The sequence below is a fragment of the Halorubellus salinus genome (assembly GCF_020567525.1).
GTDB classification, from domain to species: Archaea; Halobacteriota; Halobacteria; order Halobacteriales; family Natrialbaceae; genus Halorubellus; species Halorubellus salinus.
Genome location: NZ_JAJCVI010000002.1, coordinates 419,966 through 446,811, shown reverse-complemented (window position 1 = coordinate 446,811; position 26,846 = coordinate 419,966). Strand labels below are relative to the sequence as shown.

The 26,846-nt window shown below is 69.0% G+C and carries 25 protein-coding genes and 2 tRNA genes; 17 read left to right on the top strand and 10 right to left on the bottom strand.

From position 1 onward, the window contains the following. Positions 1 to 742: 742 nt before the first annotated feature. A tRNA-Gly gene (locus tag LI336_RS06715) sits at positions 743 to 813 on the bottom strand. Positions 814 to 948: 135 nt separating this feature from the next. Here LI336_RS06715 and LI336_RS06710 point away from each other — a divergent pair. Beyond that, positions 949 to 1,746: an NAD+ synthase gene (locus LI336_RS06710; RefSeq protein ID WP_227132115.1), complete on the top strand. Its 798-nt coding sequence runs from the start codon at positions 949 to 951 to the stop codon at positions 1,744 to 1,746. A gap of 48 nt (positions 1,747 to 1,794) precedes the next feature. Here LI336_RS06710 and LI336_RS06705 read toward each other — a convergent pair whose 3' ends face one another. Further along, positions 1,795 to 2,550: a hypothetical protein gene (locus tag LI336_RS06705; protein WP_227132113.1), complete on the bottom strand. Its 756-nt coding sequence runs from the start codon at positions 2,548 to 2,550 to the stop codon at positions 1,795 to 1,797. An 81-nt stretch (positions 2,551 to 2,631) separates the two neighbouring features. After that, positions 2,632 to 3,336: an enoyl-CoA hydratase/isomerase family protein gene (locus LI336_RS06700; RefSeq protein WP_227132111.1), complete on the bottom strand. Its 705-nt coding sequence runs from the start codon at positions 3,334 to 3,336 to the stop codon at positions 2,632 to 2,634. A gap of 61 nt (positions 3,337 to 3,397) precedes the next feature. On the opposite strand from LI336_RS06700, the gene LI336_RS06695 reads away from it, so the two are divergent. The 3 genes from LI336_RS06695 to LI336_RS06685 all read left to right on the top strand — a co-directional run bounded on the left by LI336_RS06695 (position 3,398) and on the right by LI336_RS06685 (position 5,571). Next, positions 3,398 to 4,081: a DUF7114 family protein gene (locus tag LI336_RS06695; protein WP_227132109.1), complete on the top strand. Its 684-nt coding sequence runs from the start codon at positions 3,398 to 3,400 to the stop codon at positions 4,079 to 4,081. Positions 4,082 to 4,137: 56 nt separating this feature from the next. Beyond that, positions 4,138 to 4,209: transfer RNA gene (locus LI336_RS06690), tRNA-Thr, on the top strand. 105 nt (positions 4,210 to 4,314) lie between these two features. Beyond that, the gene (locus LI336_RS06685; RefSeq protein WP_227132108.1) at positions 4,315 to 5,571 is read left to right on the top strand and encodes an RNA-guided endonuclease InsQ/TnpB family protein; all 1,257 of its coding nucleotides are present in this window, start codon (positions 4,315 to 4,317) and stop codon (positions 5,569 to 5,571) included. Between the two features lie 71 nt (positions 5,572 to 5,642). On the opposite strand, the gene LI336_RS06680 is transcribed toward LI336_RS06685, so the two are convergent. Beyond that, positions 5,643 to 6,716: a succinylglutamate desuccinylase/aspartoacylase family protein gene (locus tag LI336_RS06680; RefSeq protein ID WP_227132106.1), complete on the bottom strand. Its 1,074-nt coding sequence runs from the start codon at positions 6,714 to 6,716 to the stop codon at positions 5,643 to 5,645. 103 nt (positions 6,717 to 6,819) lie between these two features. On the opposite strand from LI336_RS06680, the gene LI336_RS20100 reads away from it, so the two are divergent. The 3 genes from LI336_RS20100 to LI336_RS06670 all read left to right on the top strand — a co-directional run bounded on the left by LI336_RS20100 (position 6,820) and on the right by LI336_RS06670 (position 9,292). Continuing rightward, positions 6,820 to 6,945 carry a hypothetical protein gene (locus tag LI336_RS20100; RefSeq protein WP_264475283.1) on the top strand — a complete coding sequence of 42 codons (126 nt, stop codon included), beginning with the start codon at positions 6,820 to 6,822 and terminating at the stop codon, positions 6,943 to 6,945. Between the two features lie 83 nt (positions 6,946 to 7,028). After that, entirely contained in the window at positions 7,029 to 8,546 is a 1,518-nt protein-coding gene (locus LI336_RS06675) for an Hvo_1808 family surface protein (protein WP_227132104.1), read from the top strand. Positions 8,547 to 8,701: 155 nt separating this feature from the next. Continuing rightward, a complete protein-coding gene (locus tag LI336_RS06670; protein ID WP_227132097.1) occupies positions 8,702 to 9,292 on the top strand; it encodes a 50S ribosomal protein L15e in 591 nt (196 codons plus the stop codon). Between the two features lie 114 nt (positions 9,293 to 9,406). Here the strand turns inward: LI336_RS06670 and LI336_RS06665 are convergent, their stop codons facing one another. Further along, positions 9,407 to 9,967, bottom strand: coding sequence for a hypothetical protein (locus LI336_RS06665; protein WP_227132096.1), 561 nt, complete (start codon positions 9,965 to 9,967; stop codon positions 9,407 to 9,409). 121 nt (positions 9,968 to 10,088) lie between these two features. Here LI336_RS06665 and LI336_RS06660 point away from each other — a divergent pair, with 121 nt between their 5' ends. Beyond that, positions 10,089 to 10,958, top strand: a complete 870-nt coding sequence (locus LI336_RS06660) for a DMT family transporter (RefSeq protein ID WP_227132094.1) — start codon at positions 10,089 to 10,091, stop codon at positions 10,956 to 10,958. 13 nt (positions 10,959 to 10,971) lie between these two features. On the opposite strand, the gene LI336_RS06655 is transcribed toward LI336_RS06660, so the two are convergent. From LI336_RS06655 to LI336_RS06645, 3 genes are all read right to left on the bottom strand, one after another. Further along, entirely contained in the window at positions 10,972 to 11,445 is a 474-nt protein-coding gene (locus tag LI336_RS06655) for a luciferase domain-containing protein (protein WP_227132092.1), read from the bottom strand. A 90-nt stretch (positions 11,446 to 11,535) separates the two neighbouring features. Then, on the bottom strand, positions 11,536 to 12,081 hold the full coding sequence (locus LI336_RS06650; RefSeq protein ID WP_227132090.1) for an NUDIX hydrolase: 546 nt from the start codon (positions 12,079 to 12,081) through the stop codon (positions 11,536 to 11,538). Further along, the gene (locus LI336_RS06645; RefSeq protein WP_227132088.1) at positions 12,078 to 12,464 is read right to left on the bottom strand and encodes a hypothetical protein; all 387 of its coding nucleotides are present in this window, start codon (positions 12,462 to 12,464) and stop codon (positions 12,078 to 12,080) included. Before LI336_RS06645 ends, LI336_RS06650 begins: the two co-directional genes overlap by 4 nt. 274 nt (positions 12,465 to 12,738) lie before the next feature. On the opposite strand from LI336_RS06645, the gene psmA reads away from it, so the two are divergent. The 4 genes from psmA (at position 12,739) to LI336_RS06625 (ending at position 18,307) form a co-directional block, all read left to right on the top strand. After that, complete coding sequence (gene psmA, locus LI336_RS06640) at positions 12,739 to 13,497, top strand: archaeal proteasome endopeptidase complex subunit alpha (RefSeq protein WP_227132087.1); 759 nt, start codon at positions 12,739 to 12,741, stop codon at positions 13,495 to 13,497. Next, positions 13,494 to 14,183 (top strand): Ntn hydrolase family protein, encoded by a 690-nt coding sequence (locus LI336_RS06635; RefSeq protein WP_368408352.1) that lies wholly within the window; start codon positions 13,494 to 13,496, stop codon positions 14,181 to 14,183. The genes psmA and LI336_RS06635 overlap by 4 nt, the downstream gene beginning before the upstream one ends. Before the next feature lie 128 nt (positions 14,184 to 14,311). Next, positions 14,312 to 14,998, top strand: a complete 687-nt coding sequence (locus LI336_RS06630) for an MBL fold metallo-hydrolase (RefSeq protein WP_227132085.1) — start codon at positions 14,312 to 14,314, stop codon at positions 14,996 to 14,998. 90 nt (positions 14,999 to 15,088) lie between these two features. After that, positions 15,089 to 18,307 (top strand): PAS domain-containing protein, encoded by a 3,219-nt coding sequence (locus LI336_RS06625; protein ID WP_227132083.1) that lies wholly within the window; start codon positions 15,089 to 15,091, stop codon positions 18,305 to 18,307. Between the two features lie 59 nt (positions 18,308 to 18,366). On the opposite strand, the gene LI336_RS06620 is transcribed toward LI336_RS06625, so the two are convergent. Further along, positions 18,367 to 19,713, bottom strand: coding sequence for an MFS transporter (locus LI336_RS06620; protein ID WP_227132082.1), 1,347 nt, complete (start codon positions 19,711 to 19,713; stop codon positions 18,367 to 18,369). Between the two features lie 130 nt (positions 19,714 to 19,843). Next, positions 19,844 to 21,097 carry a trans-sulfuration enzyme family protein gene (locus tag LI336_RS06615; RefSeq protein WP_227132081.1) on the bottom strand — a complete coding sequence of 418 codons (1,254 nt, stop codon included), beginning with the start codon at positions 21,095 to 21,097 and terminating at the stop codon, positions 19,844 to 19,846. 204 nt (positions 21,098 to 21,301) lie between these two features. On the opposite strand from LI336_RS06615, the gene LI336_RS06610 reads away from it, so the two are divergent. The 5 genes from LI336_RS06610 (at position 21,302) to LI336_RS06590 (ending at position 26,737) form a co-directional block, all read left to right on the top strand. Further along, a complete protein-coding gene (locus LI336_RS06610; protein WP_227132079.1) occupies positions 21,302 to 22,657 on the top strand; it encodes an MFS transporter in 1,356 nt (451 codons plus the stop codon). Continuing rightward, complete coding sequence (locus tag LI336_RS06605) at positions 22,654 to 23,535, top strand: polymer-forming cytoskeletal protein (RefSeq protein WP_227132077.1); 882 nt, start codon at positions 22,654 to 22,656, stop codon at positions 23,533 to 23,535. The genes LI336_RS06610 and LI336_RS06605 overlap by 4 nt, the downstream gene beginning before the upstream one ends. 246 nt (positions 23,536 to 23,781) lie before the next feature. Then, entirely contained in the window at positions 23,782 to 24,861 is a 1,080-nt protein-coding gene (locus tag LI336_RS06600; RefSeq protein ID WP_227132075.1) for a metal ABC transporter substrate-binding protein, read from the top strand. After that, entirely contained in the window at positions 24,858 to 25,682 is an 825-nt protein-coding gene (locus LI336_RS06595) for a metal ABC transporter ATP-binding protein (protein ID WP_227132074.1), read from the top strand. Before LI336_RS06600 ends, LI336_RS06595 begins: the two co-directional genes overlap by 4 nt. A gap of 137 nt (positions 25,683 to 25,819) precedes the next feature. Then, complete coding sequence (locus tag LI336_RS06590) at positions 25,820 to 26,737, top strand: metal ABC transporter permease (RefSeq protein ID WP_368408361.1); 918 nt, start codon at positions 25,820 to 25,822, stop codon at positions 26,735 to 26,737. Positions 26,738 to 26,846: the final 109 nt, after the last annotated feature.

The following is a 26,846-nucleotide window of genomic DNA, read 5'->3' as shown; positions in this document are numbered from 1 at the left end:
CAGCGACGCAATCGGTCGTCGACGCGAACGCACGCACCGGCGACCCCGCTCACATACGACCGCCAGCGAGCGACCGCACCAACCTACCGATACCCGTACTGGCGCCACTCCGGTTCCAACGCGAACGCCACCAGCGCCACGCACAACACCAGCACGCCCACACTGTACAACGCATACCGGACACTCCGGAACACCACCACCGCCGCCAACGCCACCCCCACCAACAACCAGAACCCCACCACGGCCCGAACCACGACACTAAACCGCATCCCGACCACCCCCACCGGCAAGCCGACTTTCCACCCTACGACCCGTCCACGCGCCACCGACCGACCCCCGACACATACCAGTACCCGACCACGCTCACACATTTCGTTACCAGACGCCTACCACGAACCCCGCTCGCGTACCACCCACCGAAAACACTCCATACCAGCCGAAGCCAACCACCTCACTCGACTCACTCCCACAGCCTCCCGAACGAACCCGCTCGTCGCTACCGTTCCTCGGTTCCTGTGAGAGAGAAGAACGCCGTCCGGGATACCCGTGAGCGAAGCGAACGGGAAGTCGGACGGCGTACGACCGAAGCGAGTGCGCCGTCCGGGAATTGAACCGATGTGAGACGGTCCTGCTCGCTACGCTGCGCGGGCTGCGACTCACAGGATTCAATTCCCGTTGCTGCACTTCTCCGGAACGAACTCGCTCGTCGCCGCCGCTCCTCGCTCGCTGTGTTCCGGAGAAGTGCGCCGTCCGGGAATTGAACCCGGGCTAGTGGCTTGGGAAGCCACTGTCCTACCACTGGACCAACGGCGCTCGCATCCGTCGATTCCTGCCGCTTGCACTTGAACGTAGCGCTTCGTGGCCGCCGAGCGACCGGGAACTGGACGCACGTCCATCGTTCCTGCGCCATGGAACCGTATTTGTCGATGCAATCCCTACCGACGCGTGATGCTCGACCTGCGATTCTCCGACGACGAACTCCGCGAACGACGCGACCACATCGAGACGTTCATCCAGGACGTCGTCGCCGACGCCGGCGCCGACGGCGCCGTCCTCGGGCTCTCCGGCGGCGTCGACTCCACGACCACCGCGTACCTCGCCGCGAGCGCGCTCGGCACCGAGAACCTCCGTGGGCTCGTCCTCCCCGCCGAAGTATCGAGCGACGGTAACATGAGTGACGCCGAACGCGTCGCCGAGGACCTCGGCATCGAGTACGACGTCGTCGAGATCGAGCCGATCGTGGACGCGCTCGTCGACGCCGTCCCCGGGAGCGACCGCGACCAGACCGCCGTCGGGAACACTCGTGCACGCGTCCGCGGTGTCATCAACTACTACGTCGCGAACGAGGAGAACCGCGTCGTGCTCGGCACCGGGAACCGCGCCGAAGCCCTCACCGGCTACTACACGAAGTACGGCGACCAGGCCGTCGACTGCAACCCCATCGGGAACCTCTACAAGCAGCAGGTCCGCCAGCTCGCGAAACACCTCGGCGCGCCCGAGGACCTCGCGGAGAAGCAAGCGACCGCCGAACTCTGGGCGGACCAGACCGACGAGGACGAACTCGGCCTCGACTACGACACCATCGACGCCATCCTCGCGCTCCACGTCGACGGCGACCTCTCACCTGCCGCGACCGAACGCGCGCTCGACGTCGACCGCGACGCCGTCACCGAAGTCCGCGAGCTCTACGAGGCAAGCAAGCACAAGCGCGCGATGCCGCCAGCGCCCGCCGACCCGACGCCCTGAACGCGACGGGCGACCCGACCACTTCCAGAAGCAGAACTCGTCGGCGCGTCAGGCGAGCGCGCTCGCGTTCGTCGTCGTCCCGTTCGTCGAGCCGCCAGCGGGTGCTTCCACGCGAACCGAAACGCTATCGCCGTCCTGGAGGACGTACGTCTCCGGCGCCACCGGCTCGCCGTTGACCTCGTACACGACCGTGGCGTTCGTCACGACCGTCCACCCGTCGGGCCCCTGTGCGTTCGACCCCCGCCGGTAGACGACGCCGTCGTACGCGAACGACGTGTTCGTGACACCGAACGCGGTCGCCTCCAGCGCGTACTCGACCGTCACGCCGGTGGCGTGCACGTGCCAGCGTCGCTCCCCTGCCTCGAAGTGGAACGCACGCATCTCGCGCGGATGCTGGAACTCGGGGCGCCGGAAGTCTATCTGCTGTCCGTCGACGTTCACGCTGATCGGACCGTGCTCGTGAGCGGACCCGATGCTGTACGGCCGATACACCTCGTCGCTCCCCGCCGGCCCGAGCTGGTGTCCGGGCGGGTTCGGCGCCGGCCCGAGTTCGCCGAGCTCGCTCGCGCTCGCGCTCCCACCTCCCCCGATGGTGAGCGTGTACAGGATGACGGCGAGCAGGAGCGCGCCGACGGCGATACCGGCGACGAGCAGGGGCGTCGACGGCCCACTCTCGCCGCCACCGAGTTCGTCCAGTCGCCGTCGCTCTATCGGCCCCATCTCGCCCGGGTGCTCGTCGCCGAGGTGCCTGAGGTACGCGGCCTCGTCCTCGAACGTCTCCGAGCAGTGCTCGCAGTCTGTCACGCCCCAACGTCGGCGTTCGCGCACTACGACTCTTTCGGACGAGTACACGCTCCCCGACACACCGCCGGAGAGTCGACCCCGTCAGTCCTCGTCCCGAGCGGCCGCGATGTCGGCGGCGTGACTCGCGACGAGGTCCGCGAACGCCTCGACCTCCCTGGCCTCCTGGCTCGCCACGTCGTCGCGGTCGCGCATCCGTCGCTTCAACGCCTCGAGCGCATCCGGCGGGTGCGCCGCGATCTCCTCGGCGACCGCACGCGGGTCGTCGACGACGCGCGACACAAGCCCCATCCTGTGTGCGTCGGTCGCGTCGACGCTCCGCCCGGAGAGCGCGAGGTCCATCGCGTCGCCCTCCCCACAGATACGCGCCAGGCGCGCCGTCCCACCCCACGCGCCGAACAACCCGAGGGAGACACCGGGTTCCGCGAACGACGCCGCCGGCGTCGCCACCCGGACGTCACAGCCGAGCGCGAGCTCCACGCCACCACCCCGCGCCGGACCGTCGATTCCGGCGACGACGACCGCGTCCGTCGACTCGAACGCACGCACCACGCGCTGCCCGCGCGCCGCCAGGTCCCGCGCCCCCTCGCGGTCCAACCCCGACACGACGTCCAGGTCCGCGCCCGCACAGAACGCCGGCCCCACGCCGTGGAGGTACAGCACGGGCGCCGTCACCTGCCGCGCCGCATCCGCCAGCACGTCCAGGTCCGTCGGTCGAAGCGCGTTCCGCCGGTCCGGACGGTCGATGCTCACCACGCAGACGTCCCCGTCGCGGTCGACTCGAATCACACCACCGCGGACGTCCGTCGTTTCCAAAGGTCTTTGCGTGTCCCGTTGCTACCTACGCGCGATGGACGAGGCTGCAACGTGTCGCTCGGCCGCCGTGGACGCCGTCGAGGACGTCTACCCGGCGCGCCTCCGCGACGACATCGTCGCACACGTCGACGATGGCTCGCTCGCCCCCGGGACGCTCGCACTCCGATGCGCGCGCGCCGTCGACGACACCGTCGACCTGGACGCCATCGGGAACCGCGCCGCCGGCGTCCAGCTCATCTACGACGGGCTCCGCCTCACCCGCACGCTCGCGCACACAGAACCCTGGCAGGACGTCGACGACCAGACACAACCGAACCTCGACATCCTCGCCGCCGACGTCCTCGTCTCCCGCGGATTCTACCTCCTCGCCCGGACGGACGCCGCCGGCCGCGCCGTCGAGACCGTCCGCACGTTCGGCCGCGAACAGACCGAACGCCGCGACGCCGCGGACGACCCGACGCGCGACCCGAGCGAGCACGACCGGACGCTCGAACGCGACGTCCTCGAACTCGCCGCGCTCGCCGGCACCACCGCCGCCGGCGGCACCCCGACGCCCGAACTGTACGCCGTCGTCGCGGACTGCATCAGCCACGTCACCGACGACGGCTTCCCGCACGAACTAGACTTCCTCCCGACCGTCGCCGACCTCCACGCCACGGTTCCCCCGGAGGAGCCGACCGCGGACGACGGCGTCCCCCAGTCCGCGGGCGATTCGTAGCCGCGAATCGAAACCCATTAAAACAACTCCCGACAAGAAGGGGATGCACCCACCGCGCCTGGGTAGCTTAGCGGTAAAGCGCGTCCTTGGTAAGGACGAGACCGCGGGTTCAATTCCCGCCTCAGGCTCTTCCTTCCGGTATATCGTTCTCACAAAGTACCGGTGTGGTTCTGAAGGACGCTTGACTCGCCACATCCAAAATAATTTCAACCTATATAATCTGAGAATTATGTGTGGCGGACGGCTACGCTCGACGGACTGCGATAACCAGACTCTCGATCACCGACGAGCAACAGGAGGTCCTAGAAGCCACGATATCCGAGTGGAAACAGGGCTGTCAACTGGCGACTGATCTGGCCTGGCACCGTTGCCACGCGAAGCGCGAGGTCCAATCGATTGCATACGACGCGATTCGAGAAGAGACCGAACTCGGCAGCCAGCACGCGGTGCTGGCGACTCACCGTGCAGCAGAAGCGATAGCCGGATGCGTCGAACGACGACGGAAGGGGAAGTCCACGAGTAAACCACGGTTCACCGCACCGACGGTTCCCTACGACGACCGGTCGATGACGCTCTTCGACGACGGAACGGTCTCGCTCGCGACGGTTGGAGACCGCATCAGGTGTCCGCTCGCACTTCCCGACGACGAGGACGGCTACCAGTGGCAGTTCCTCGACGCGGAGGAGTGGTCGCTGACGGAGAGTACGCTCAAGGCGCGTGACGGCTCGTACTTCCTCCACCTGGGCTTTCGACGGCGTCGAGACGAGGCAGTGCAAACGACCGCCGAGGACGGGACGGTCCTCGGGGTCGACCTTGGAATAGAGAACCTCGCGGTAACCAGCACCGCCCGTTTCGTGGACGGCCGCGAACTCACCCACCGCCTTCGCGAGTTCGAGCGGACGCGCGCCGGACTTCAGCGGACCGGCACACGGAGTGCACACCGGACCCTGGAGCAAGCGAGTGGTCGGCAACTCCGATACGTCCGAGATTTCATCCACAATGCAGCGAAGGAACTCGTCGACGAAGCCAGGCGGTACGATTGCGACCGTATCGCGTTCGAGGATCTTACCGAGATTCGGTCGCGAACCCGGGCTGCGTGGGGCCACCGATGGGCGTTCGAGGCGCTCTACGAATACGTCGAGTACAAAACACGAGCAGCAGCAATCACTGTCGAACGGGTCGAACCATCGAACACGTCACGTCGCTGCGCGGAGTGCGGGTTCACGGCTAGAACGAACCGACGCTCACGTGACGGCTTCTGCTGTCGAGAGTGCGGTGCAACAGCGAACGCGGATTACAACGCAGCGAAGAACATCGGAATGCGAAGTGTCCGTCGGGGCCAACAGTCGTCTCGACGGACGGGCGACGGTCGACTCGCCCTGAAGTCCGGAACGGTGACGCCGAACGGCGGATTCACCGCCTACCCAGACGGGTTCGAGGCCGAGTTCACGGACAAGTCCTCTCCATCGAAGGTGGCGTCTATCGACTGAGAGAACGGGGAGGATAGTCGATATTCCGGCCTAGCTTCCGATTCGCTCTCTAGTGGGTAGTACTCTCGCTCTCATTCGGCGGCCTCGTCGTCGGCCATCCAGCGTTGGCCGTACGAGCGGTAGCCGTCGAACTCGCCCTGGCTGATCTGGCGTTCGATCTCCTCGCGGGTGTCGACGTCGATGCGGACGAGGTGGCAGATTGGGTGGCCGGGGAGGGCGACGGGGTTCTCGAGGACGCCGACGATGAGGACGGTGAAGGGTGCGTCGACGACGTGTTCTTCGTGCTTGAAGTGGTCGGTGATGGTGCAGATGGCGTCGCCTTCGTGGACGAGCGGGTCGGGGCCCCATTGCATGTCGACGAGGCCGCCGGTGTCGGCGCGGAGCCAGCGTGTCTCCTCGCTCGGCCCCATGACCTTCCGCCAGGCGGGTGTGGTGGTGGTGCCGTCCGGGAGGACGTCGTCCTCGGTGAGGACGCTCTCGACGCCGCCGAGGGCTTTCTCGATGAGTGCTGGTTGGAAGCGGTGGGCCTTCCCCATCTCGACGGTGGGCGTGGGGATGCCGTCGCGGGTGGCGACGCCGCGGAGGGAGCGTTCGTCGCCTTCGCCGGCGAGGAAGACGTTCGCGCCGAAGGCGTCCGCGAGCCGTTGGACGTCGGGGTCGTCGACGTCGGCGCGGGCGTGGTACATCGTGGTGCGGTTCCGGGTGGACGTGTGGAAGTCGAGGCCGATGTCGCACTGCGAGACGAACCGCTGGTAGATGCGGTGGGTCATGCGTTCGGCGGTGTTCGATCGTTCCTTCCCGGGGAACGACCGGTTGAGGTCCTGGTCGTAGATGGGGAGGTATCGCTGTTGTGCCTGGTAGCCGGGGACGTTCACGACGTGGAGGCAGACGAGCGTGCCGTGGACGTCGCTGGGGTGGTAGCGGTCGATGACCTCCTGGAGGACCTTGACGCCGTTGAGTTCGTCGCCGTGGATGGCGGCGGTCATGAACACGCGCGGGCCGTCCGCGTCGCCGTTGATGACGGTGACGGGGACCTCGACGGGGTCGCCGAGGGAGGATCCGTCGACCTCGTAGCGGAACTGCTGTTCCTGGTCGGACGGCGCTACGGCGTCGAACCGGAACGGTCCGGGGCCGTCGCCTGGCATACGTGGTCGTCTAGCGGTGACCGTCTCTCTGTTGGTGTCCGTGATACGTGGAGCCAAGTGGTTTGGCGGTGGCTCCAGGGGGTCTCGTCGGGTAGTGACTGGTATGCGAGCGTCGACCGCCGCCATCGCGTTCGGTGTCGCACTGTTCGCACTCCCCATCCCCGGGACGTTCGTGACGGGAGCGCTCGTGATACTCGCCGGCGTCGCCGCGCGATACCTCGGCTCGTAGCAGTCTCTCGCTGGCGTCGACGCCGGCGACTGGCACGCGTCGCCCGGGGTACTTTTGTCCGCGAGTCCCCGACGTAGGGGTAGATGCGAACGAGAGTCGTCCTTGTCGTCGTCGCGGTGGTCGCGATGGTCGGGCTCGCTGGCTGTACGCTGTCGGCGTTCCAGGAACCGACGGCGACGACGAGCGACTCGGAGGCCGCGCCCGCGCCCGACGACGGCGGCGCGCTCGCGGACCCGGACGAGGACGTGAAGGGCTGGGAGAACGGCGTCTGGTACAACGAGTCGCTCGCGGTCACGCCCGGGGACGGGTTGAACGAGAGCGAGCTCGCGGCGGTCGTGAACCGGAGCATGGCGCGCGTGGAGTACGTGCGGAACGTCGAGTTCGACCGGCGCGTGCCGGTGTCGATACTGTCGCGCGAGGAGTACCGCGACCGCCAGAGCGGCGGCGGTGGTGGTGGTGACGAGGCCGCAGCGACCAGGGAGGCGGTGCGCCTCGAGGCGCTGTTCCTCGTCGGCGAATCCACGGACGCGCAGGAGGAGCAGGCGGCGACGCGCTCGGCGAGCGTGCAGGGGTTCTACTCGCCGAGCGCGGACGAGATAACGATCGTCGCGCCGTCGTCGACGCCGACGGTCGACGAGGTGACGCTCGCGCACGAGCTCGTGCACGCCTACCAGTTCCGGGGGAACCTCGACGTGCGGTTCCCGCGGGACCCGACGCGCGACGAGCGCCGGGCGCTCGTCGCGCTCATCGAGGGTGACGCGAACTTCGTCGACCGGAAGGTCCGGACGCGTTGCGGGGGCGAGTGGACGTGCGTCGGCCACGAGAGTGCGGACGCGTCGACGAGCGACGACGGGACGACTGCGGGAGACGACGAGGCAGGCGGCGACGACGGTAGTGGGGCTGCTGCGGCGCCGCGCCCGAACATGGGACTGTACCTGTTGTCGTACTTCCCGTACGCGGAGGGCGAGCGGTACGTCGCGGCGGCGAAGGAACGCGGCGGGTGGGCGGCCGTGAACGCGCTCTACAGCGACCCGGCGGCGTCCAGCGAGCAGGTGATCCACCGGAACGACGACGCCGTGGAGTCGGTGTCGGTCCCCGACCGGAGTTCGAGCGAGTGGTCGCGGGTCGGCGACGGCGGTGTGGTCGCGGGCGAGGCGGACGTGGCGACGATGTTCGCGGCGACGCTGTACGACGACGTCGAGGGGAGTCTCGTCTCGCGCGAGCAGTTCCTCACGGACGACGGCCCGGTCCCGATTACGTACGGCCTCCCGCCGAGTGCCGGGTGGGCTGGTGATTCGCTGTACGCGTACGAGCGCGACGACGGCGACGCGGGGTACGTGTGGCGGCTGCGGTTCGACGACGACGCGGAGGCCCGGGAGTTCGCGCGGGCGTACCGCGACCTCCTCCGGTACCGTGGCGCGGACGCGGGCGACGACGGGGTGTTCGTGATATCGGACGGGCCGTACGCGGACGCGTTCTACGTCGACGTGTCGGGGTCGCGGGTCACCATCGTGAACGCCCCGGCGGTCGAGGACCTCGGGGACGTCCACGAACCGGCGAGTCAGCGCGTCGCGCCGGCCGACGCCCGTGCGAGGCTCTAGCGGGCGGCGCGCGGTTCCGAAACCCTTTATGCGACGACGCGGGAAGTTCGACCAACTCGCTGGTCGACGGGCACCAGCGGGCACCTGTCAACGACAGGTCATCGGAATGTGGTCCCATCCGGGACTGAACCGGCAAACGCCCGTGGTGATAGACCATGGCACGAAGTTTCTACTCGCACATCAAGGAAGCGTGGCGGGATCCCAGCGACGGGAAGCTCGCCGAACTGCAGTGGCAGCGAAAGCAAGAGTGGCGCGACCAAGGCGCCATCGAGCGCGTCGAGCGACCGACGCGTCTGGACAAGGCCCGCGAACTCGGCTACAAGGCCAAGCAGGGCGTCGTCGTGGCGCGCGTCAGCGTCCGCAAGGGGACGGCGCGGAAGTCCCGACACAAGAAGGGGCGTCGTTCGAAGCGCCAGGGCGTGAACCGGATCGGACGCCGGAAGAACATCCAGCGCATCGCCGAGGAGCGAGCGTCGCGGAAGTTCAAGAACCTCCGCGTGCTGAACTCCTACTGGGTTGGCGAGGACGGCTCGCAGAAGTGGCACGAGATCATCCTCGTGGACCCCGAGCATCCCGCCATCGAGAACGACGACGACCTCTCGTGGATCACGGAGAGCCAGCACCAGTCGCGTGCGTTCCGTGGCCTCACGAGCGCCGGCACGCAGAACCGCGGGCTCACGTTCAAGGGCAAGGGTACCGAACACACCCGTCCCTCGAACAACGGCGGCCAGGGTCGCGCGAAGTAACCTCGCAGCGACGGACGACCGCGGACTCGATTCCTTCATTCTTTCGCGTTCGGTAGTGGAAGCGCTCGTCAGCGTGCGCGTTCGCCGGCGTGATGCGGCGGGTTCGGGGGCGTCTCAGAGCAGCGTCGCGAGTTCGTCGCGGGACGCGAGGAGCCGGTTCGTGGTTGCGTAGTGTTCGCGACCGACGTCCGTGGCGTCGATCCGGTCCTTCCAGGGGAACCGGTCGCGGTCGAGGTCGTCGAGGATGGCGAGGACGCTGTCGACGTAGTCGACGGTTGCCGTCGCGAGGGTGGCTGTGCGGAGGTGGTAGTCGCGCTCGCCGATGGGGTCGCCGAGGTTGTCGGTCGTCTCCAGGTGGAGGTCGCGTTCGTCGACGAAGTCGAGCGACCAGTGGACGCTCGTACAGCCCGGGTCCGAGCACGTGCACTGGAACGGGTAGCCCCTGGCGGTCCCGTCCGCGACCAGGGTCCGGAGGAGGCGGCGTAGCGTCCGCACGGTCCCGAGGAGGTCGGCGCTCGCCGGGAGGCGTCGGTGGTCGACGGGGTCGCCATCGACGATGACCGCGACGGTGCCGTGGACGCTCGCGGCGTAGGGGCGGCCGCGGAGGTCGCCGTCGACGAGGTGCGCATCGTCGACGCGGAGCGTGAGTTCGTCGACGTGTCGTCCGTCCGGCATGGTGAGTGGGTCGCTTTCGTCACTGGTAGTCCTAGCGGTGTCTCGCTAGCACTCCCCAGATGGACCCATACGGAATGAACATAGCGGGGCTTTTCCCTGTGGTCTCGATAGGGTCGCGTAGATGAGTTCGGTGGGTATTGCGCTGGCGCTCGCTGGCGCGGTCGTGTTCGGGACGTACGTGTTCCTCGTGAAGTACCGGTTCGCGCACTACCCGGACTCGGTGTACGTGGTGAGCGTGTACGCGATCGCGACCGTACTGTACGCGCCGGTCGCGGCGGCGAGCGGTGCGACGATACCGACGGACCCGTACACGCTCGCGGTCCTCGTGGGCGTGAACGCGCTCGGCGGCGTCGCCATCCTCGCGTTCTTCCGTGCGCTCACGCTCGGCGACGTCTCGTACGTCGCGCCGGTGAGCAAGGTCGTGCCGTTGTTCGTGCTCCCGATCGAACTCGCGCTCCTCCCCGGCACCGACCTCGGGACGCTCCAGGTCGTGGGCGTGCTCGTCGTGACGGTCGCGCTCTACCTCGCGAACTACCAGGGCGACCTCGTGACGCCGCTCCGGCGCGCAGTGACGCTCCGGCCCGGCCAGCTCGCGCTCGCGTCCGCGGCGACGTTCGGCGTCGTCGACGTCGGGAAACGCCACCTGATGAGCGACCTCGGCGTCGACCCCGCGACGTTCGTCCTCGCGCTGTTTCCCGTGGTCGCGGTCATGTTCGCACCGCTCGCGTACCGCCAGTGGCCAGCGGACGTCGCGGTCCGCAGTGACCTGGGCGCGCTCGCTGGACTCGCGGTGCTCGTCGCGGTCGCCCAGCACGTCGTCGCGCTCGCGTTCGTCGAGCTGGCCGCGAGCGTCGCCTCCCCGCTCGTGAACGCGCAAGCGATCGTCGCGGTCGTCCTCGGTGGCATCGTCCTGAAGGAACCGCGCTTCGGCGCGCGACTCGCGGCCGCGACGCTCGCGGTCGGCGGCGTCGCACTCATCGCCCTCGGGTGAGTACCGACCGCGGTCAGGCCACGAGTCCGAGGTTCCGCGCTCGCTGCCGGTAGCGGTCGGCCACGAGCGCTGGTGCGTCGAGCGCGTCGAGTTCCGCGTCGAGGTCGACGGACGCGAGCGCACGCCGCCCGGTCTGCGTGCGCGAGAGCGTGATGGCGGTCGCCAGGTAGGAGAGCCGGAGGAGCCACACGGCGCCGTCGACGTCCCCCGGGTCGCGGATGCGGTACGACGTCCACCCGGACTCCGGGTGAACGGAATGGGTGCCCGTGCGACCAGCGGCGACGAGGGCGTCGCGGACGCTCCGATTGTAGTTGACGTCGAGGAGTCCGGACCGGTGAACGTGCCCGAACTCGCGCGTTCCGAGGAAGAACGCCGTCCCGCCGAAGGGATGCTCGCGGACGATCACGCCCGGCCACGCCTCGACCGGTGTCACGACCAGCGCGGTGGCGGCCGCTAGCTGACTCGCCGCGGACTCGTCTCGAATCATGCTAACAATACGCGTCCGAAGGATTTGACGCTCGCGGTCAGACACGCCGCCACGCGCTCGCGGTCAGCGCAGGGCGCCCCGCGCTCGCTGTCAGAGCAAGCCGTCTTCCTTCGCGAGCAACAGCGCTTCGAGCGTCGCGTCGTTCGTCGGCGGTTCGCGCGCCACGTCGATGGCGTCCGCGACCGGGACCGACCGCACCTCGATGAACTCGTTGCTGTCGAGTTCGCGCTCGCACGGCGTCAACCCCTCCGCGAACACGTACCCGCGGCGATGACGGAGCAAGCCCGTCGAGCACCAGACCTCCTGGAGTAGCGACGTGCCGGCAGGGTCGAACCCGGTCTCCTCCTGGAGTTCGCGAGCGCCCGCGGTCGTGTACGATTCGCCGTCCTCGACGATACCCGCCGGCAACTCGAGCTGGGTCTGGCGGATCGTCGGCCGGTACTGCTCGACGAACACGACCTCCTCGCCCGTCGACGCCACCACGACGACCGCGTCCGGTAGCTCCGCCCAGTAGTAGTCCTTCTCCGAGCCGTCCGGTTGCTCGACGCGGTCACGGCCGCCCGTGTACCACGGCGTCTCGTACTCCGCGACGGACTCTCGAACCGGCCACTCGCCAGCGGGGAGGTCTCGACTCATCCGTCCCCACGAACGATCTCCAGCCGATAGACCGTTCCGTTGTACGTCACGTACGCCACGTCGCCCTCGACCGCGTTCGGGACGCGCGTCGCGACCGCGCCGAACTCGTCGAACGGCGAGTGACTGAACGACTCCTTCACGCCGAACGGCCCCTCGTAGTACGACCCGGACGTCCCGTCGGCGACCGCCTCGGTCACGTACGGGAACCGTCGTTCGCTCACGTCCGTCGCGTCGTACGTCGCGCCGTCGAACGTCGACGCGTTCCCGACGTCGGTCGCCTGCACGCGATAGGGGTCGCCGCTCTTGAGGAGGCTCGGGAGTGCGCCGACGGCGAGCCCGAGGACCACGAGCACGACGAGCACCAGGATGTACCGCTGTCGCATACGCCGACGTTAGGGGGTCGCGTTGAAACGTCCACCGGACGAGGCGGCCGCCGGGGGCGGCGCTCGCCGGGTCGCCACGAGCCAGGGTCGTCGACGCCCAGAACCGGGACAGGGAACGGAGAACGCCAGCGGTGTTGCCCGGGACGGAGTTTTTAAAGGTCGTGGGGTCCAAAGACCGGGTACGATGGACGAGCTCGGAGTCCAGACGGCCGGCTGATGGCTTACAGAAAGTACTTCCGAACCCGTCCACTTACCTCAGGTTACGGAACCTCCCATGCAAGGACAAAATCAACAGCAGGCGTACGACCGCGGGATCACTATCTTCTCGCCGGACGGACGTCTCTATCAGGTCGAGTACGCACGCGAAGCCGTCAAGCGTGGCTCCGCGAGCGTCGGTATCCGCACCCCGGACGGTGTGGTGCTCGCGGCGGAACGACGCACGCGGTCGCCGCTCATGGAGCGCGACAGCGTCGAGAAACTCCACAAGATCGACGATCACGTCGGTATCGCGAGCGCGGGGCACGTCGCTGACGCCCGCCAGCTCATCGACGTCGCTCGTCGCCAGAGCCAGGTGAACCAGCTCCGGTACGGCGAGCCCGTCGGCGTGGAGACGCTGACGAAGCACGTCACGGACCACATCCAGCAGTACACGCAGACGGGCGGTGCGCGTCCGTTCGGCGTCGCGCTGCTCGTCGGTGGCGTCGAGAACGACGGGACACCGCGGCTCTACGAGACGGATCCCTCTGGGACGCCCTACGAGTGGAAGGCGGTTGCCATCGGCGGGAACCGCGAGGACATCCAGCGGCGTCTCGAGGAGGAGTACGACGACGCGCTGAGTCTCGGCGAGGGCGTCGACCTCGCGCTCGAGTCGCTCGCGGAGGCGACCGAGGACGGCTTCCCGGCGGAAGGCATCGCGGTGTCGACCGTGCCGACGGAGACCGGGAGCGTCGAATCGCTTTCGACCGACGAGATCGGCGAGCGCCTCGAGGCGCTCGACCTCCTCGCCGAGGAAGACGAGGGTGATGCAGAATGATGGACGCTGACAACCCCTACGACCCCGAGATCGCGCCGAGCGACTGGGGCGAGCACGCCGGAGAGGACCAGGAGAACGTGAACAAGACCGGGACGACGACGGTCGGTATCGCCACCGACGCCGGCGTCGTCATCGCGACCGACCGCCGCGCCAGCCTCGCTGGCCGGTTCGTCTCGAACAAGAAGGTCGTGAAGGTCGAGGAGATCCACCCGAGCGCGGCGATGACGCTCGTCGGGAGCGTCGGTGGCGCGCAGTCGTTCATCTCGAGCCTCCGCGCGGAGGTCAACCTCTACGAGGCGCGTCGCGGCGAGGAGATGAGCATGACGGCGCTGTCGACGCTCGCGGGGAACTTCGCGCGCGGCGGCCCGTACTTCGCGATCAACCCGATCCTGGGTGGCGTGGACGAGGACGGCAGTCACGTCTTCTCCATCGACCCGGCGGGTGGCGTGATGAAGGACGACTACACCGTCACCGGCAGCGGGATGCAGGTCGCGTACGGGTACCTCGAGCAGTCCTGGCACGACGACATGTCGATGAGCGAGGCGAAGCAGGCGGCCGCGAAGGCGGTCATCTCGGCCGCGGAGCGCGACACCGGGTCCGGGAACGGGCTCGTCCTCTGCGAGGTCACGGAAGGCGACGTCTCCATCACGGAGTACGACGACTTCCCGAACCCCGAAGAGGTCTAGGCGGCCACTTCGATCCTTCCGGTTTCGACGTTCGACAGCGACGGCGCTGGCGTTGCGGTACGCGGTCGACGTGGGGTCGCGTGGTCGTTGGGGCGGTGCTTTTGTCGGCGGAGCGGGTGGATGTGTGTATGAGTCGGGAACTGGCGGCCGGCGTGTGGGTGATGGAGGGGCGGGCGTCGTCGGTGTTCCTCGTGGAGGACGGTGACGACCTCGTGCTCGTGGACGCGGGCGTGCCGTGGGACGCCGGGACCATCCGCGAGGGCGTGCGCGACGCGGGGTTCGGCCTCGGGGACGTGGACCGGGTGCTGGTGACGCACTACGACGTCGACCACGTCGGTGCGCTCGCGCGCCTCGACGACGAGCTCGACGCGACGGTGTACGCGAGCGACACGGACGGTCGCATCCTGACCGGCGAACGGAAGCCGCCGTTGCGTGGCGCGAAGGCGGTGTTGACGCGGTTCGTGTCGGTGCCGCTCGTCGAACGCCCGGACCTCGAGGTCAGGTTCGTCGGCGAGGGCGATACGGTCGGGTCGTTCGAGACGTTCGAGACGCCCGGACACACGCCCGGGCACCTGTGTTTCGTGAGCGAACGCCTCGGCGTCGCGCTCCTGGGTGACCTCGTCAGCGGGAACGCGGACGGGTCGCTCGGGCGCGTCCCGTGGGTGTTCGACGGGAACCGGCGTCGGGCCGGTCAGAGCATCCGCGAGCTCGCGGCCCGCGCCCCGGCGTTCGAGGTGGCGTGCATGGGGCACGGCGAACCGCTCGCCGCGGGCGGTCGTGACGCACTCGCCGACCTCGCCGCGCGAGTCGCCTGACGGCGCCGGGGTCGACGGGCGGTGTCGACGCCGCCAGCGGTCGGTTTAGGGCGTGGATTTTTGCCCGTCGGCCTCCCGATTTTCCGACGAATGCCGGAGTCACACGGTATCGTCTGCACGGGGACGGGGGCTGGTGCAGTTGCGGCGACGCTCGCAGCGTCGGACGTCGACGTCGAACACGTCGACGGCGTCGAGACGGCCATCGAGCGCGCGCAGACGGGCGGTGGCGTGGTGCTCGCTGTCGACGCGGAGACCAACCCGTCGGTCGTCGGTCGCGTCCGCGAGCGACTGCCGACGTCACCGGTCGTCGTCGTCGCGAGCGCGGTCGACGGGGCGCTCGCGAGCGCGGCCGTCGACGCGAACGTCACCGCGTTCTGCACGGTCGACGACGACGTCGCCGGCACCGTCGAGCGCGCGTTCGAACCGGCGAGCGCGACCGCACCGGTCCCGGGTGCGGAGCGCGATGCGGCGGCGACCGCCGAGCCGGCACCTGCGGCGAGCGAACGGACGACGGACGACGAGCCACGGTTCGGTGACGGGACGCCACCGGGACCGGGGGCCGCGTCGGACGACTGGCGCGGGCACGTCGTCGACCGGCTGTTCGAGACGAGCCCGGACCGACTCGTCGTCGTCGCCGCCGACGGCACGGTCGTTCGCGCGAACGACCGGGCGCGCGAGGCGTTCGCGATATCGATCGGGGAGACGAGCACGGGCGACGTCGACGTCTACGACACCGACGGCGAGTTCGTCGCGCCGGAGGCGCGCCCGTGGGCGAGCGTGTTCCGGACCGGCGAGGCGTCCTACGGCCACCAGTTCCGCGTCGACCCCGTCGACGGCGAGTCGGCGTGGTACGTCGTCGACGTCGTCCCGCTCGGCGACGACCCTGCGGCGGCGTTCGCGTCGTTCCGGGACGTCACCGACGACGAACGGGCGCGCGAGCGCCTCCGGAAGCGCAAGGACGAACTCGTCGCCGAACTCGACGAGACCCTGGAGCGCGTGACGGACGCGTTCTTCGCGCTCGACGACGAGTTCCGGTTCACGTACGTCAACGAGACGGCGGGCGAACTCATCGACGTCGACCCGGACGCCGTGAAGGGCGAGTCCATCTGGGAGGCGTTCCCGCAAGCGGTCGGCACGACGTTCGAGGAGCAGTACCGGTCGGCGATGCGCGAACAGGAGTCGGTGGCGTTCGAGGAGTACTTTCCGCCGCTGTCGACGTGGTTCGCGGTGCGCGCGTACCCGAGCCAGTCCGGGCTGTCGGTGTACTTCCAGGACGTCACGGACCGCAAGCACCGCGAGGAAGCGCTCAACGAGCGACTCGCCCAGCAGGAGGTCGTCTCCGAGCTGAGTCGGGAGGCCATCGAGCGCGCGGACGTCGACGGGTTCCTCCGGCAGGCGACCGAACGCACCGCGGAGACCCTCGGCGCGTCGAGCGCGTCCCTCCTGGAGTTCGGTGACGGCGGCCCGGAGAGCGAGGCGCGCGTTCGCGCGAGCGTCGGCGAAGCCGACGCCGTCGAAGGCACCGTCGACGTCCAGCCGACGGGCGTGCACGACCGCGAGGACCCCGCGGTCGTCGCCGCGGAGGTCGGTGCGAACGACGCGCCGTGGGGCGAACTCGTCGTCACGGTCGCGGACCCCGAGGCGGTCTCCGCGGACGACCGTCGGTTCGTGCGGTCGGTCTCGAACGTCGTCGCCTCGGCCATCGACCGGAAGCGCCGGGAGCGGACGCTCGCCACGAAGAACGAGCGCCTCGCCGCCCTCGACCAGTTGTCGCGAGTGGTGCGGGACATCAACCGCGAGCTCTCGGGGTACTCGAGTCGCGAGGAGATCGAGCGCGTCGTCTGCGAGCGCCTCGCGAACGCGTCGAGCTACGAGTTCGCGTGGATCGGCGACGCGGACCACGACGGCGACGTGTACGTGCGGACGGAGGCGGGCGTCGACGGCGTCCTCGACGGACGCGACCTGTCGCTCGCGGACGGGGCGACGAACCCGCCGGCGGCGACCGCGCTCCACGAGGACGCGCTCGCGGCGACCCAGGACGTCCGCACGGACCACGTCGACGACGACTGGCGCGCGCACGCCGAGGCCGAAGGCTACCGGTCGTCGGTCGCGGTCCCGCTCGTGCACGAGGACGAGACGTTCGGCGTCCTCTCGATCTACGCGGACCGCCCGCACGCGTTCGACGGCCGGGAGCGTCGCGTCGTCGAACAGCTCGGCGAGGTCGTCGGGCTCGCCATCGCGCTGGCGGAACGCGACCGCGAGCTCCGCGAGCGCGAACGCCAGTACCGGACGCTCGCGGAGAACGTCCCGAACGCGACCGTGACGATGTTCGACACGGCGTGCGCGTACGTCACGGTCGCCGGGTCGCTCTACGAGGACGTCCTCGGCGTCGACGAGGACGCGCTCGTCGGCCGTCCACCCAGCGAGGTCGAGGAACTCCCCGAGCCGGTCCGCGAGACGCTGTGTGCCGCCCACGAGGACGCGCTCGCCGGCGACCTCGTCGAGCGCGAGGTCGCGGTCGACGACCGCACGCTCGTCGTTCGCGCCATCCCGGTCCGCGACGAGGGCTCCATCACGGGCGGCATCTCGCTCGCGCAGGACGTCACCGAACGCCGGGAGCGTCGCGCGCAACTCGAACACGAACGCGAACGCCTCGAGTACGTCAACCGCCTCCTCCGACACAACCTCCTGAACAGCTTGAACGTCGCGCACGCGCGAACGGACATGCTCGAGGGTCACGTCGACGCGGCCGTCGAAGGCCACCTGGAGACGGCGTCGTCGCGACTCGACGAGATGATCGACTTCGTGGAGACGATGCGGTCGCTCATGCACATCCTCGTCGCGGACGACCACGACAGCGAACCGATCGCGCTCGACGCGGTCCTCGACAGCGAGATCGCGAAGCTCGAGGGCGCGTTCGACGTGGCCGTCGACGCCGAGGGGTTGCCGGCGGTCGCGGTCGCGGCGGACGAACTCCTCCCGGAGGTGTTCGAGAACCTCCTCGTGAACGCCGTCCAGCACAACGACGCGACCCACCCCGAGGTGTTCGTCGACGTCGCGGTCGACGAGGCGGCGGACACCGCGACGGTGTACGTCGCCGACAACGGGTCTGGCGTCGACGAGTCGATGCGCGACGACCTCTTCCGGAAGGGCGAGAAGGGCTTCGACTCGCCCGGGACCGGGTTCGGGCTCTACCTCGTCCGGGAGACCGTGGACGCGTACGGCGGTGACGTGGCGCTCGTCGACGACGAGCACTCGGGGGCGACGTTCGCGGTGACGCTCCCGCTCGCGGACGGGACCACGGCTTGACGCTCCCGCTCGCGGACGAGACCGCGGGCTGACGCTCAACTGCTCTCGAAAAGTCCGTTCTACCAGCTCGTGAGGGCGTCTGCGCCCTGCGTGTACCAGAGTGCGGCGAGGAACAGCGCGACGCCGACGAGCGCGCTCGCACCGCCGACGTAGAACACCGACGCGTACCCGACCTGCTCGGTGAGGACGCCGCCGGCGAGCGGTGCGAGGACGCTCCCGGGCCGCCAGACGAGTTCGCGGATGCCGAAGCTGGAGGCGACGCCGTCGCCGTCGCTGCCCTCGTCCGCGAACAGCGCCATGCTCGCGGGCTCGCGGAACGAGTCGGCGACGCCGAGCAGGCCGTTCAGCCCCACGAGCACGACGAAGGATTCACCGGGACGCCCGAGGAGGTCCTCGACGAGGCCTTCGACGACGGCGGCGTCGACGACGAGCGCGACGCCGGGGAGTTCGGCGACGGCACGTCCGAGCGCGGGCAGCGCGGGGGCGGAGATGGCGGCGCCGACGTCCGGCGCGAACGGGACCGCGAGCGCGACGAGGCCGTACGCGCCGCCGCCCGCGGCGACGAACATCGCGCGCCCGAACCGGTCCGAGAGCTGGCCGGTGTAGGGTTGACAGATCATGTTCGTGAAGCGTTCGGCGCCGTAGACGACGCTCACCGCGAACGCCGCGAACCCGAGGCCGCCCTGGACGGCCTCGACGCCCGCGTACAGGAGCACCCACGTGCGGACGAGCGTCACCGCGACCGCGTACGGCGCGCGGAAGCCGGTCAACGTCAGGATGCGCGCGTTCACCGCGAGGTCCGTGAACGGGAACCCCTCGACGCGCGAGGTGTCGGGCGCGAGCACGAACACGACGCCCGCCATCGCGACCGACAGCAGCCCGACGATGACGGTGTAGACGACGCCGAACCCGTAGACGTCGTAGAGGATGCCCGAGAGGCCGCCGCCGAGGATGCCGGCGAGGAGCCGCCACGAGTTCGCCTTCCCGATGAACTGGGCGGTGTCGGTCGGCGGCGAGCGGTCGCCGACGAGCGCGAGCGACAGGAGTCCGGAGCCGGTGACGGCGGCACCCTGGATGGCGCGCACGCCGACGAACGCCCACTCGCCGCCGCCGTACACGTCGAGCGCGGCGAACCCGACGTACGCGAGCACGCCGAGTGCGAGCACGCCCACGAGGACGTTCCGTTTGTCGCGTGCGTCACCGAGGTACGCGATGGGGACGACCGCGACCGTCTGCGCGATGGCGAACCCGCTCGTGAACAGGCCGAGCATCAACCCGGACGGGTCGTACTGGTTGACGTACGTCGCCAGCAGGACGGCGAGCGTCGCGAACCCGAACCCGGTCGCGAACCGCGTGAGGTAGAGGACGGGGAACTGCAGGTGCGTGCGGTCGAGGCCGAGGGTCACGGTCTCCCTCGCCACGCCCGCCCCGAAACGGTTTCGTTCTCGATCGGCGATGCCGCCGACAGGGGGCGGCGTCCTCGCCCCGGCGGTTCAGTCGGCGGGGGCGGGCGTGGTCTCGAAGGTACTGACTGGGTCAGTCGTCGGCGGTGGGCGTGGTCTCGAACTCGGCGCCGTCGACCATCGCTTCGAACCCGCGGTCGAGGTCCACCATGAGGTCGTCGACGTGCTCGACGCCGACGCTCGCGCGGACGAGCGTGTCCGTGATGCCCAGTGCCTCGCGTTCCTCGGGCGCGAGCGGTTCGTGGGTCATGCCCGCGGGGAGTTCGACGAGCGACTCGACGCCGCCCAGCGAGACGGCGAGCGTGAACTCCTCGAGCGCTTCGAGGAACCGCTTCGCGTCCTCGATGCCGCCCGCGAGCTCGAAGCTCAGCACGCCACCGTACCCGCTCATCTGCTCGGTCGCGAGGTCGTGCTGGGGGTGGGATTCGAGCCCGGGGTAGTGGACGGCGTCGACGAGGTCGTGGGCTTCGAGGTACTCGGCGACCGCCATCGCGTTCGCCTCGTGGCGGTCCATCCGCATCGGGAGGGTCTTCGTCCCGCGCAGCAGGAGGTAGCTGTCGAACGGCGAGAGCATGTCGCCGACGCCGACGGTCTGGAGGAACTCGACCTCCTCGGCGAGCACGTCGTGGTCCGTGACGAGCGCACCGCCGACCGAATCCGAGTGCCCATTCAGGTACTTCGTCGTGGAGTGCGCGACCGCGTCCGCGCCCAGTTCGAGGGGGTTCTGGAAGTACGGACTCATGAACGTGTTGTCGACGCCGAACAGGGCGTCGGCGTCGTCGGCGATCTCGGCGATGGCGGCGACGTCGCACATGTTCATCGTCGGGTTCGTCGGCGTCTCCATCCAGACGACCGTGGTCGCGTCCGTGACGGCGGCGGCGACGTTCGCGGCGTCGGTGGCGTCGACGAAGTCGACGTCGACGTGCAGGCGGCTCGCGAAGACGTCCTCGAGCATCCGACGGGTGCCGGCGTAGAGGTCGTCGAACGCGACGACGTGGTCGCCGGGTTCGACGGCGGCGAGGAGGAACGTGAAGATGGCGGCGGTCCCCGAGGAGAACGCGTACCCGTACTCGCCGCCTTCGAGGGCGGCGAGGCGTTGTTCGACGGCGTGACGAGTCGGGTTCGAGAGCCGCGAGTAGACGAAGTCGCCCTTGCTCGGGTCGAGGTCCTCGAGGGACATCTCGGTGTCCAGGCCGGGGAGCGCGTACGTCGACGCGAGGTGGATGGGCGAGACGACGTCGCCCGTCATCGGGTCGCCGGGCGTCGCGCGTTCGCCGTGCGTGACCGAGAGCGTCTCGAACTTCGGTGAGTTGTCCCCGTGGTCCATACGTGATACTCGCCGTCACTCGCGAAAAAACCTTTCATAGGTTTGTAATATTGGTCCCGGGACAATATTCTGTTAGGTAATACTGCAGGAACCTGGACATCTCTCCACCGATGGGGTCCTCGAAGTGGGACCGCTCGCGACCCCCGCAGGCAACGGCTGGCGCGCTCCATCTTTTTGTCCGCGGGCATCGACACCGAACGTACGATGCGTCTCTGGACGTTCCTCCGCGACCGCGAGTGGTCGACGCTCGCCGGCTACGCGCTCTTCGTCGCCCTGATGACCGCCGGCTACTACTACAACATCACGTTCGTCCAGCTCGGGCTCATCGACCTCGGGACCCGACTCGTCGGCCTCCCGGAGACGACCGTCTCGCTCTGGATGGGCGTCCTCGCGCTCTGCACGTTCGCCGCCGCCGTCGCAACCGGCGTCGCCATGGACCGCCGCGGGTGGAGCACGAACCTCCGCACGAAACTCCGACTCCTCCTCGCCGTCGTCTGCGTCCAGTTCGTCCTGACGGTCGTCGCCCCGCACGTCCGGACCGCGCCCGGCTTCGGCGCGTGGATTCTCGCCGGCTCGGCCGCACTCGGCGTCGGCTTCCCGGTCTCGTTCGCGCTCGCGATCGACACCATCCCCGTCCCCGACCGCGGGTACGTCGCCGCCGCCATCACTGCCATCACGTACGGGCTCGCGAACGCCATCCCGCTCGACTGGAACGTCGTCGTCTTCAGCCAGCTCATGACCGTCGCGATGGCGCCCGGTATCGTCGTCCTCGGCGTCCTCGCCAGCGGCCGCGTCGACGCCGTCGAACGCGTCCTCGACGACCTCGAAGCGCAGCAGGACGCGTTCGGCCGCGGGCGCTTCAACCACCCCGACCCCGTCCGCACCCGCAGTCTCGCGTTCGTCGCGCCGCTGGTCCTGATGTTCGGCGTCTTCTTCGTCGACAGCCTCGGGTTCCTCCGCATCATCGAGACGCCCACGCTCCTCCTCACCTCCTGGCAGTCCCCACAGCTCTCCACGCGCCTCCTCATCGCCGGCGCGCACGTCGTCGGCGCGGCTGCCGCGGGCGTCCTCTACGTGAACTTCAGTCGGAACGCCGTCTTCCTCTGGATCTTCGCGCTGTTCGCGCTCTCGCACGTCCTCTACACGACCGAACTCCGGCTCGCCGCGGTGTTCCCGACGACCGCGGGCACCCCGAGTCTCCTGAACCCGCTGCTGTACGCGGTCGCCGTCTCCTTCTACACCACGATGAACTTCGCGCTCTGGCCGGACCTCGCCACCGTCGACACCATCGGCACCCACAGCGCGCTCGGCATCGGGCTCGCCGGTTGGGTCGCCACGTTCGCCAGCACCGCGGTCGCGCTCTACCTCGCGCACGCCGAGGTCACGCTCCTCACGCACCTCAACCTCGTGAACGCGCTCGCACTCCTGCTCCTGTTCGGCCTCGCGGTCGGCGCGTACGCGAAGCGCATGCACGCCATCGCGCGGTCGAAGCGCGGCCCTCGCGACGCCGACCGCGTCCCCGAGGACTCGGCGGGGAGCGCCGCGGAGGGAGAGCGATGAGCGTCACGGACGTCCTCCCGCTGCTCGTCGTCGTCCTCCTCCTGATCGGCGCGAGCGGCGCCGACCCGGACGCCATGCACGTCGTCTTCGAGGGAGCCCGGGACGCCGACGCGGTCGTCGCTGGAGGTGCGACGGACCCCATCGTCGTCGCCGGCGGGACCGTGACGGTCCCGGCGAACGCAACGGTCGGCAGCCCGGTCTACGTCATCGGCGGGACGGCGGTCGTCGAGGGGACGGTCGACGCCGAGGTCACGGTCCTCGCGGGGAACCTCAGCGTCCTCGACGATGCCGCGATAACGGGCGACCTCCGGTCGTTCGGCGGGACGACCACGGTCGCCGCCCGAGCGAGCGTCCCGCGTCGCACGACCGTCGACGTCGCACCCCGGGAGCGCACGCTCGCCGAACGCCTCGGGTTCCTCGCGATGCAGGCGCTCGCGCTCGCCGCGCTCGCCTTCCTGCTCGCCCGACGTGCGCCCGACGCGCTCGCGACCGTCGGCGACGCGATGACCGGGCACGCGCTCGTCTCCGGCGTCGTCGGCGCACTCGCCGGGGTCACCCTCCTCGTCGGGTTCGTCGCGATGGCGTTCACCGTCGTCCTCGTCCCCGTCAGCGTCCTCGGCGTCGTCGGCGAACTCCTCGTCCTCCTCTACGCGCTCGCCGCCGCCGGCGCCCGACTCGGCCGCGCGCTCCCCATCGACCGGCCGGACGTCGCGGCCGCTGCCGGCGCAGCACTCCTCGTCGTCGCGCTCGACCTCCTCGACGCTATCCCCGTCGTGGGCGCACTCGCCACCCTCACCGTCGTGAGCGTCGGCTTCGGCGCGGTCCTCGTCACGTACTTCGGCTGGCAGGCGTTCGAACCGGCGGACATCCCGGGCTGACCGGCGTCCCGGCGTCCGCGATATCGACGCTCGAGCGCGACGACCGACCCAGGGCCGAGCGTTCCTGACCGGGCTTTTGCCGAGCGTTCCTGACCGGGCTTTCGCCGAGAGCGACCGCGTCGCGAGTGACTGCCGGCCCGGAGTTTCACGGACGAAACCGCGACACGGGCACGAGTTTAGACTCGTCTAATTCTATACTTTGATGGAAAGTACTATATCCTAGTCGAGGTCTACAATTACTCGACAATGACCGATTCGACGGACGACCGACCGCGACTCTCTCGACGCGGCACCCTCGCAGCGACCGCAGGACTCCTCTCGAGCGGCCTCGCCGGCTGCCTCGACAGCATCGGCAGCGCGAACAACTCGCCCGGGAACGGAACCGACGGCGCGAACGGCGACGGCCCCGTCGTCGTCGCCTCCTTCTTCAGCTTCTACGACTTCGCGCGGAACGTCGTCGACGGCACCCCCATCCAGGTCGAGAACCTCGTCCCCACCGGCCTCCACGGTCACGGCTGGGAGCCGAACGCGAGCGTCACGAAGGACATCATCGAAGCCGACGCGTTCCTCCACGTCGGCCCCGGCTTCCAGCCCTGGGCCGACCGCGCCATCCAGACGCTCAAGGACGACGACGTCGACACCAAACTCATCAACGCCCGGAAAGGCGTCGAACTCGTCGACCTCGCCGCCTCGCTCGACCCCGACGAGGAAGGCGTCGGCCAACAGAAGGGCAAGGACCCGCACTTCTGGCTCGACCCCGACCGCGCGAAGACGTCCATCGACAACATCACCGAGGGCCTCGTCGAACTCGCGCCCGAGCACGAGGACGCGCTCCGCGAGAACGCCACGACGTACAAGGACGAGACCATCACGCAGATAGACGATGACTACCAGGCGATCTTCGACGCCGCCGACCGCGACGTCGTCCAGCTCGCCGCGCACAACGCCTTCCAATACATCGGCGTGAAGTACGACGTCACCATGCGCCCGCTCGTCACGAACCTCGCCGCGAGCGGCGACGTCAAACCCTCGGACATCGCGGACGCGAAACGAGTCATCGACGAGAACGACATCAAGTACATCGCGAACGGCGTCTTCGAGTCCCGCAAACCCGCGAAGCAACTCCTCGCCGAAACGCAGGTCGAGGCGTACTTTCCCGTGACGCCGTACGCCGGCGTCCGCAAGGAGTGGGTCGAGGAGAACTGGGGGTACGAGGAGATCGCGTACAACATCAACATGCCCACGTTCGAGGTCGTCCTCGGGAACGACGCGCCCGAGAACGTCGGCCCCGACGGCTGGGCCGAGGAGTGGACTAACTTCGAATGAGTGCGAACCAGTCACCCCCCACGACCACGGCCGACGACGACACCGAGACCGACCACGACCACCGCGACGACGCCGCACCGTCGACCGACGCCGTCGTCGAACTCACCGACGTCGACTTCGGGTACACGTCCACGCCAGTCGTCGAGGACATCTCGCTGCGCATCGACGCCGGCGAGTACGTCGCCGTCGTCGGCCCGAACGGCTCCGGGAAGTCGACGCTCATGAAGCTCATGCTCGGCCTCCTCCGTCCCGACGCCGGGAGCGCCAGCATCTTCGGCGAACCCTCGCATCGGTTCGACGACGGCTCGCGGATCGGGTACGTCGCCCAGCACGCGAGCGCGTCCAAGGAGATGCCGATCACGGTCCGCGAGGTCGTGAAGATGGGGCGGTTCCCGCACGTCGGCTTCGGCCGCCTCGGCAACGAGGACTGGGCGATCGTCCACGACGCGCTCGAGACCGTCGGGATGAGCGCGTTCGCCGACCGTCGCGTCACGCAACTCTCGGGCGGACAGCGCCAGCGTGCGTTCATCGCCCGCGCGCTGGCGAGCGAAGCCGACCTCCTCGTCCTCGACGAACCGACCGTCGGCGTCGACGTCGAATCCGTCGAAGCGTTCTACGACCTCCTGGACTCCCTGAACGGCGCCGGCATCACCGTCCTCCTCATCGAGCACGACCTCGGCGCCGTCACCGAGCACGCCGACCGCGTCGTCTGCCTGAACCGCGAGATCTACTTCGACGGCCCGACCGACGAGTTCGTCGAGAGCGACGCACTCGCTCGCGCGTTCGGCACCGCCGCGAACTTCCTGGGTGGTGACGCATGACCGCGCTCGGCCTCGCGCTCCTCACCAGCGACCCCAGCACTCCGCTGTTCACCGGCGACCACGGCATCCCGCTCCTCACTGGCGAAGGCGGGATACTCGCCCCACTCTACTGGTTCCTCGACCTCTGGTCGGGACTCATGTCGTGGCTCGCCGGCGCAACCGGCCTGGAACTCCTCCAGTACGGCTTCATGCATCGCGCGATACTCGTCGGGCTCTGCATCGGCGTGATGGCGCCACTCATCGGGACGTTCCTCGTGCACCGCCAGCTCGCACTCATCGGGGACGCGCTCGCACACACCGGGTTCGCCGGCGTCGCCGTCGGCCTGTTCCTGAACGCCGTCCTCGACCTCGGTATCTCGCCGTACCTCTCTGCGGTCGTCGTCGCGATGATCGCCGCCCTGTTCATCGAACTCATCTCCGAAGCGACCGACGCGTACAACGACGTCTCGATGGCGATCGTGCTCTCCACCGGGTTCGCGCTCGGCACCACGCTCATCAGTATCAACGCGGGCGGGCTCGCCGTCGGCGTCAACCAGTTCCTGTTCGGGAACCTGTCGACGGTGTCCGCGGAGAGCGCCGTCATCCTCCTCGTCCTCTTCGCGGTCGTCGTCGGCGTCGTCGGCCTCACCCGGAACCAGCTCCTGTACGTCACGTTCGACGAGACCGCAGCAGCCGTCTCCGGGCTCTCCGTGAGCTGGTACAACCGCATCATGGTGATGCTCACCGCGATGGTCGTCGTCGGCGCGATGCAGATCATGGGCGTCATCCTCGTCGCAGCGATGCTCGTCGTCCCCGTCGCCGGCGCCGCCCAGGTGTCCCGGAGCTTCAACGAGTCGCTGCTCGTCTCCGTCGTCCTCGCGGAACTCGCCGTCATCCTCGGCATCGGTGCGTCCTACTACGGCGAGGCGACCGCGGGCGGCGTCATCGTCCTCATCGCGGTCGCCATCTACGTCGCCGCGGTCGTCATCGGGAAGCTCCAGACCGCGTACGGCGAGGAGTCGACGCCCGAGATGGGGAGCATCAACGTCGACGAGAGCGACTCCTTCGGCGACTGAGTCGGCCGTCGCCCAGTCGCGACCGCCCCGGGGAGTCGTCGCCGTCGCTCCCTGCAGTCGTCGCGGCGACCTCTTCGTCCTGGGCGCGCTTCTCGCCGCACCCATCTCG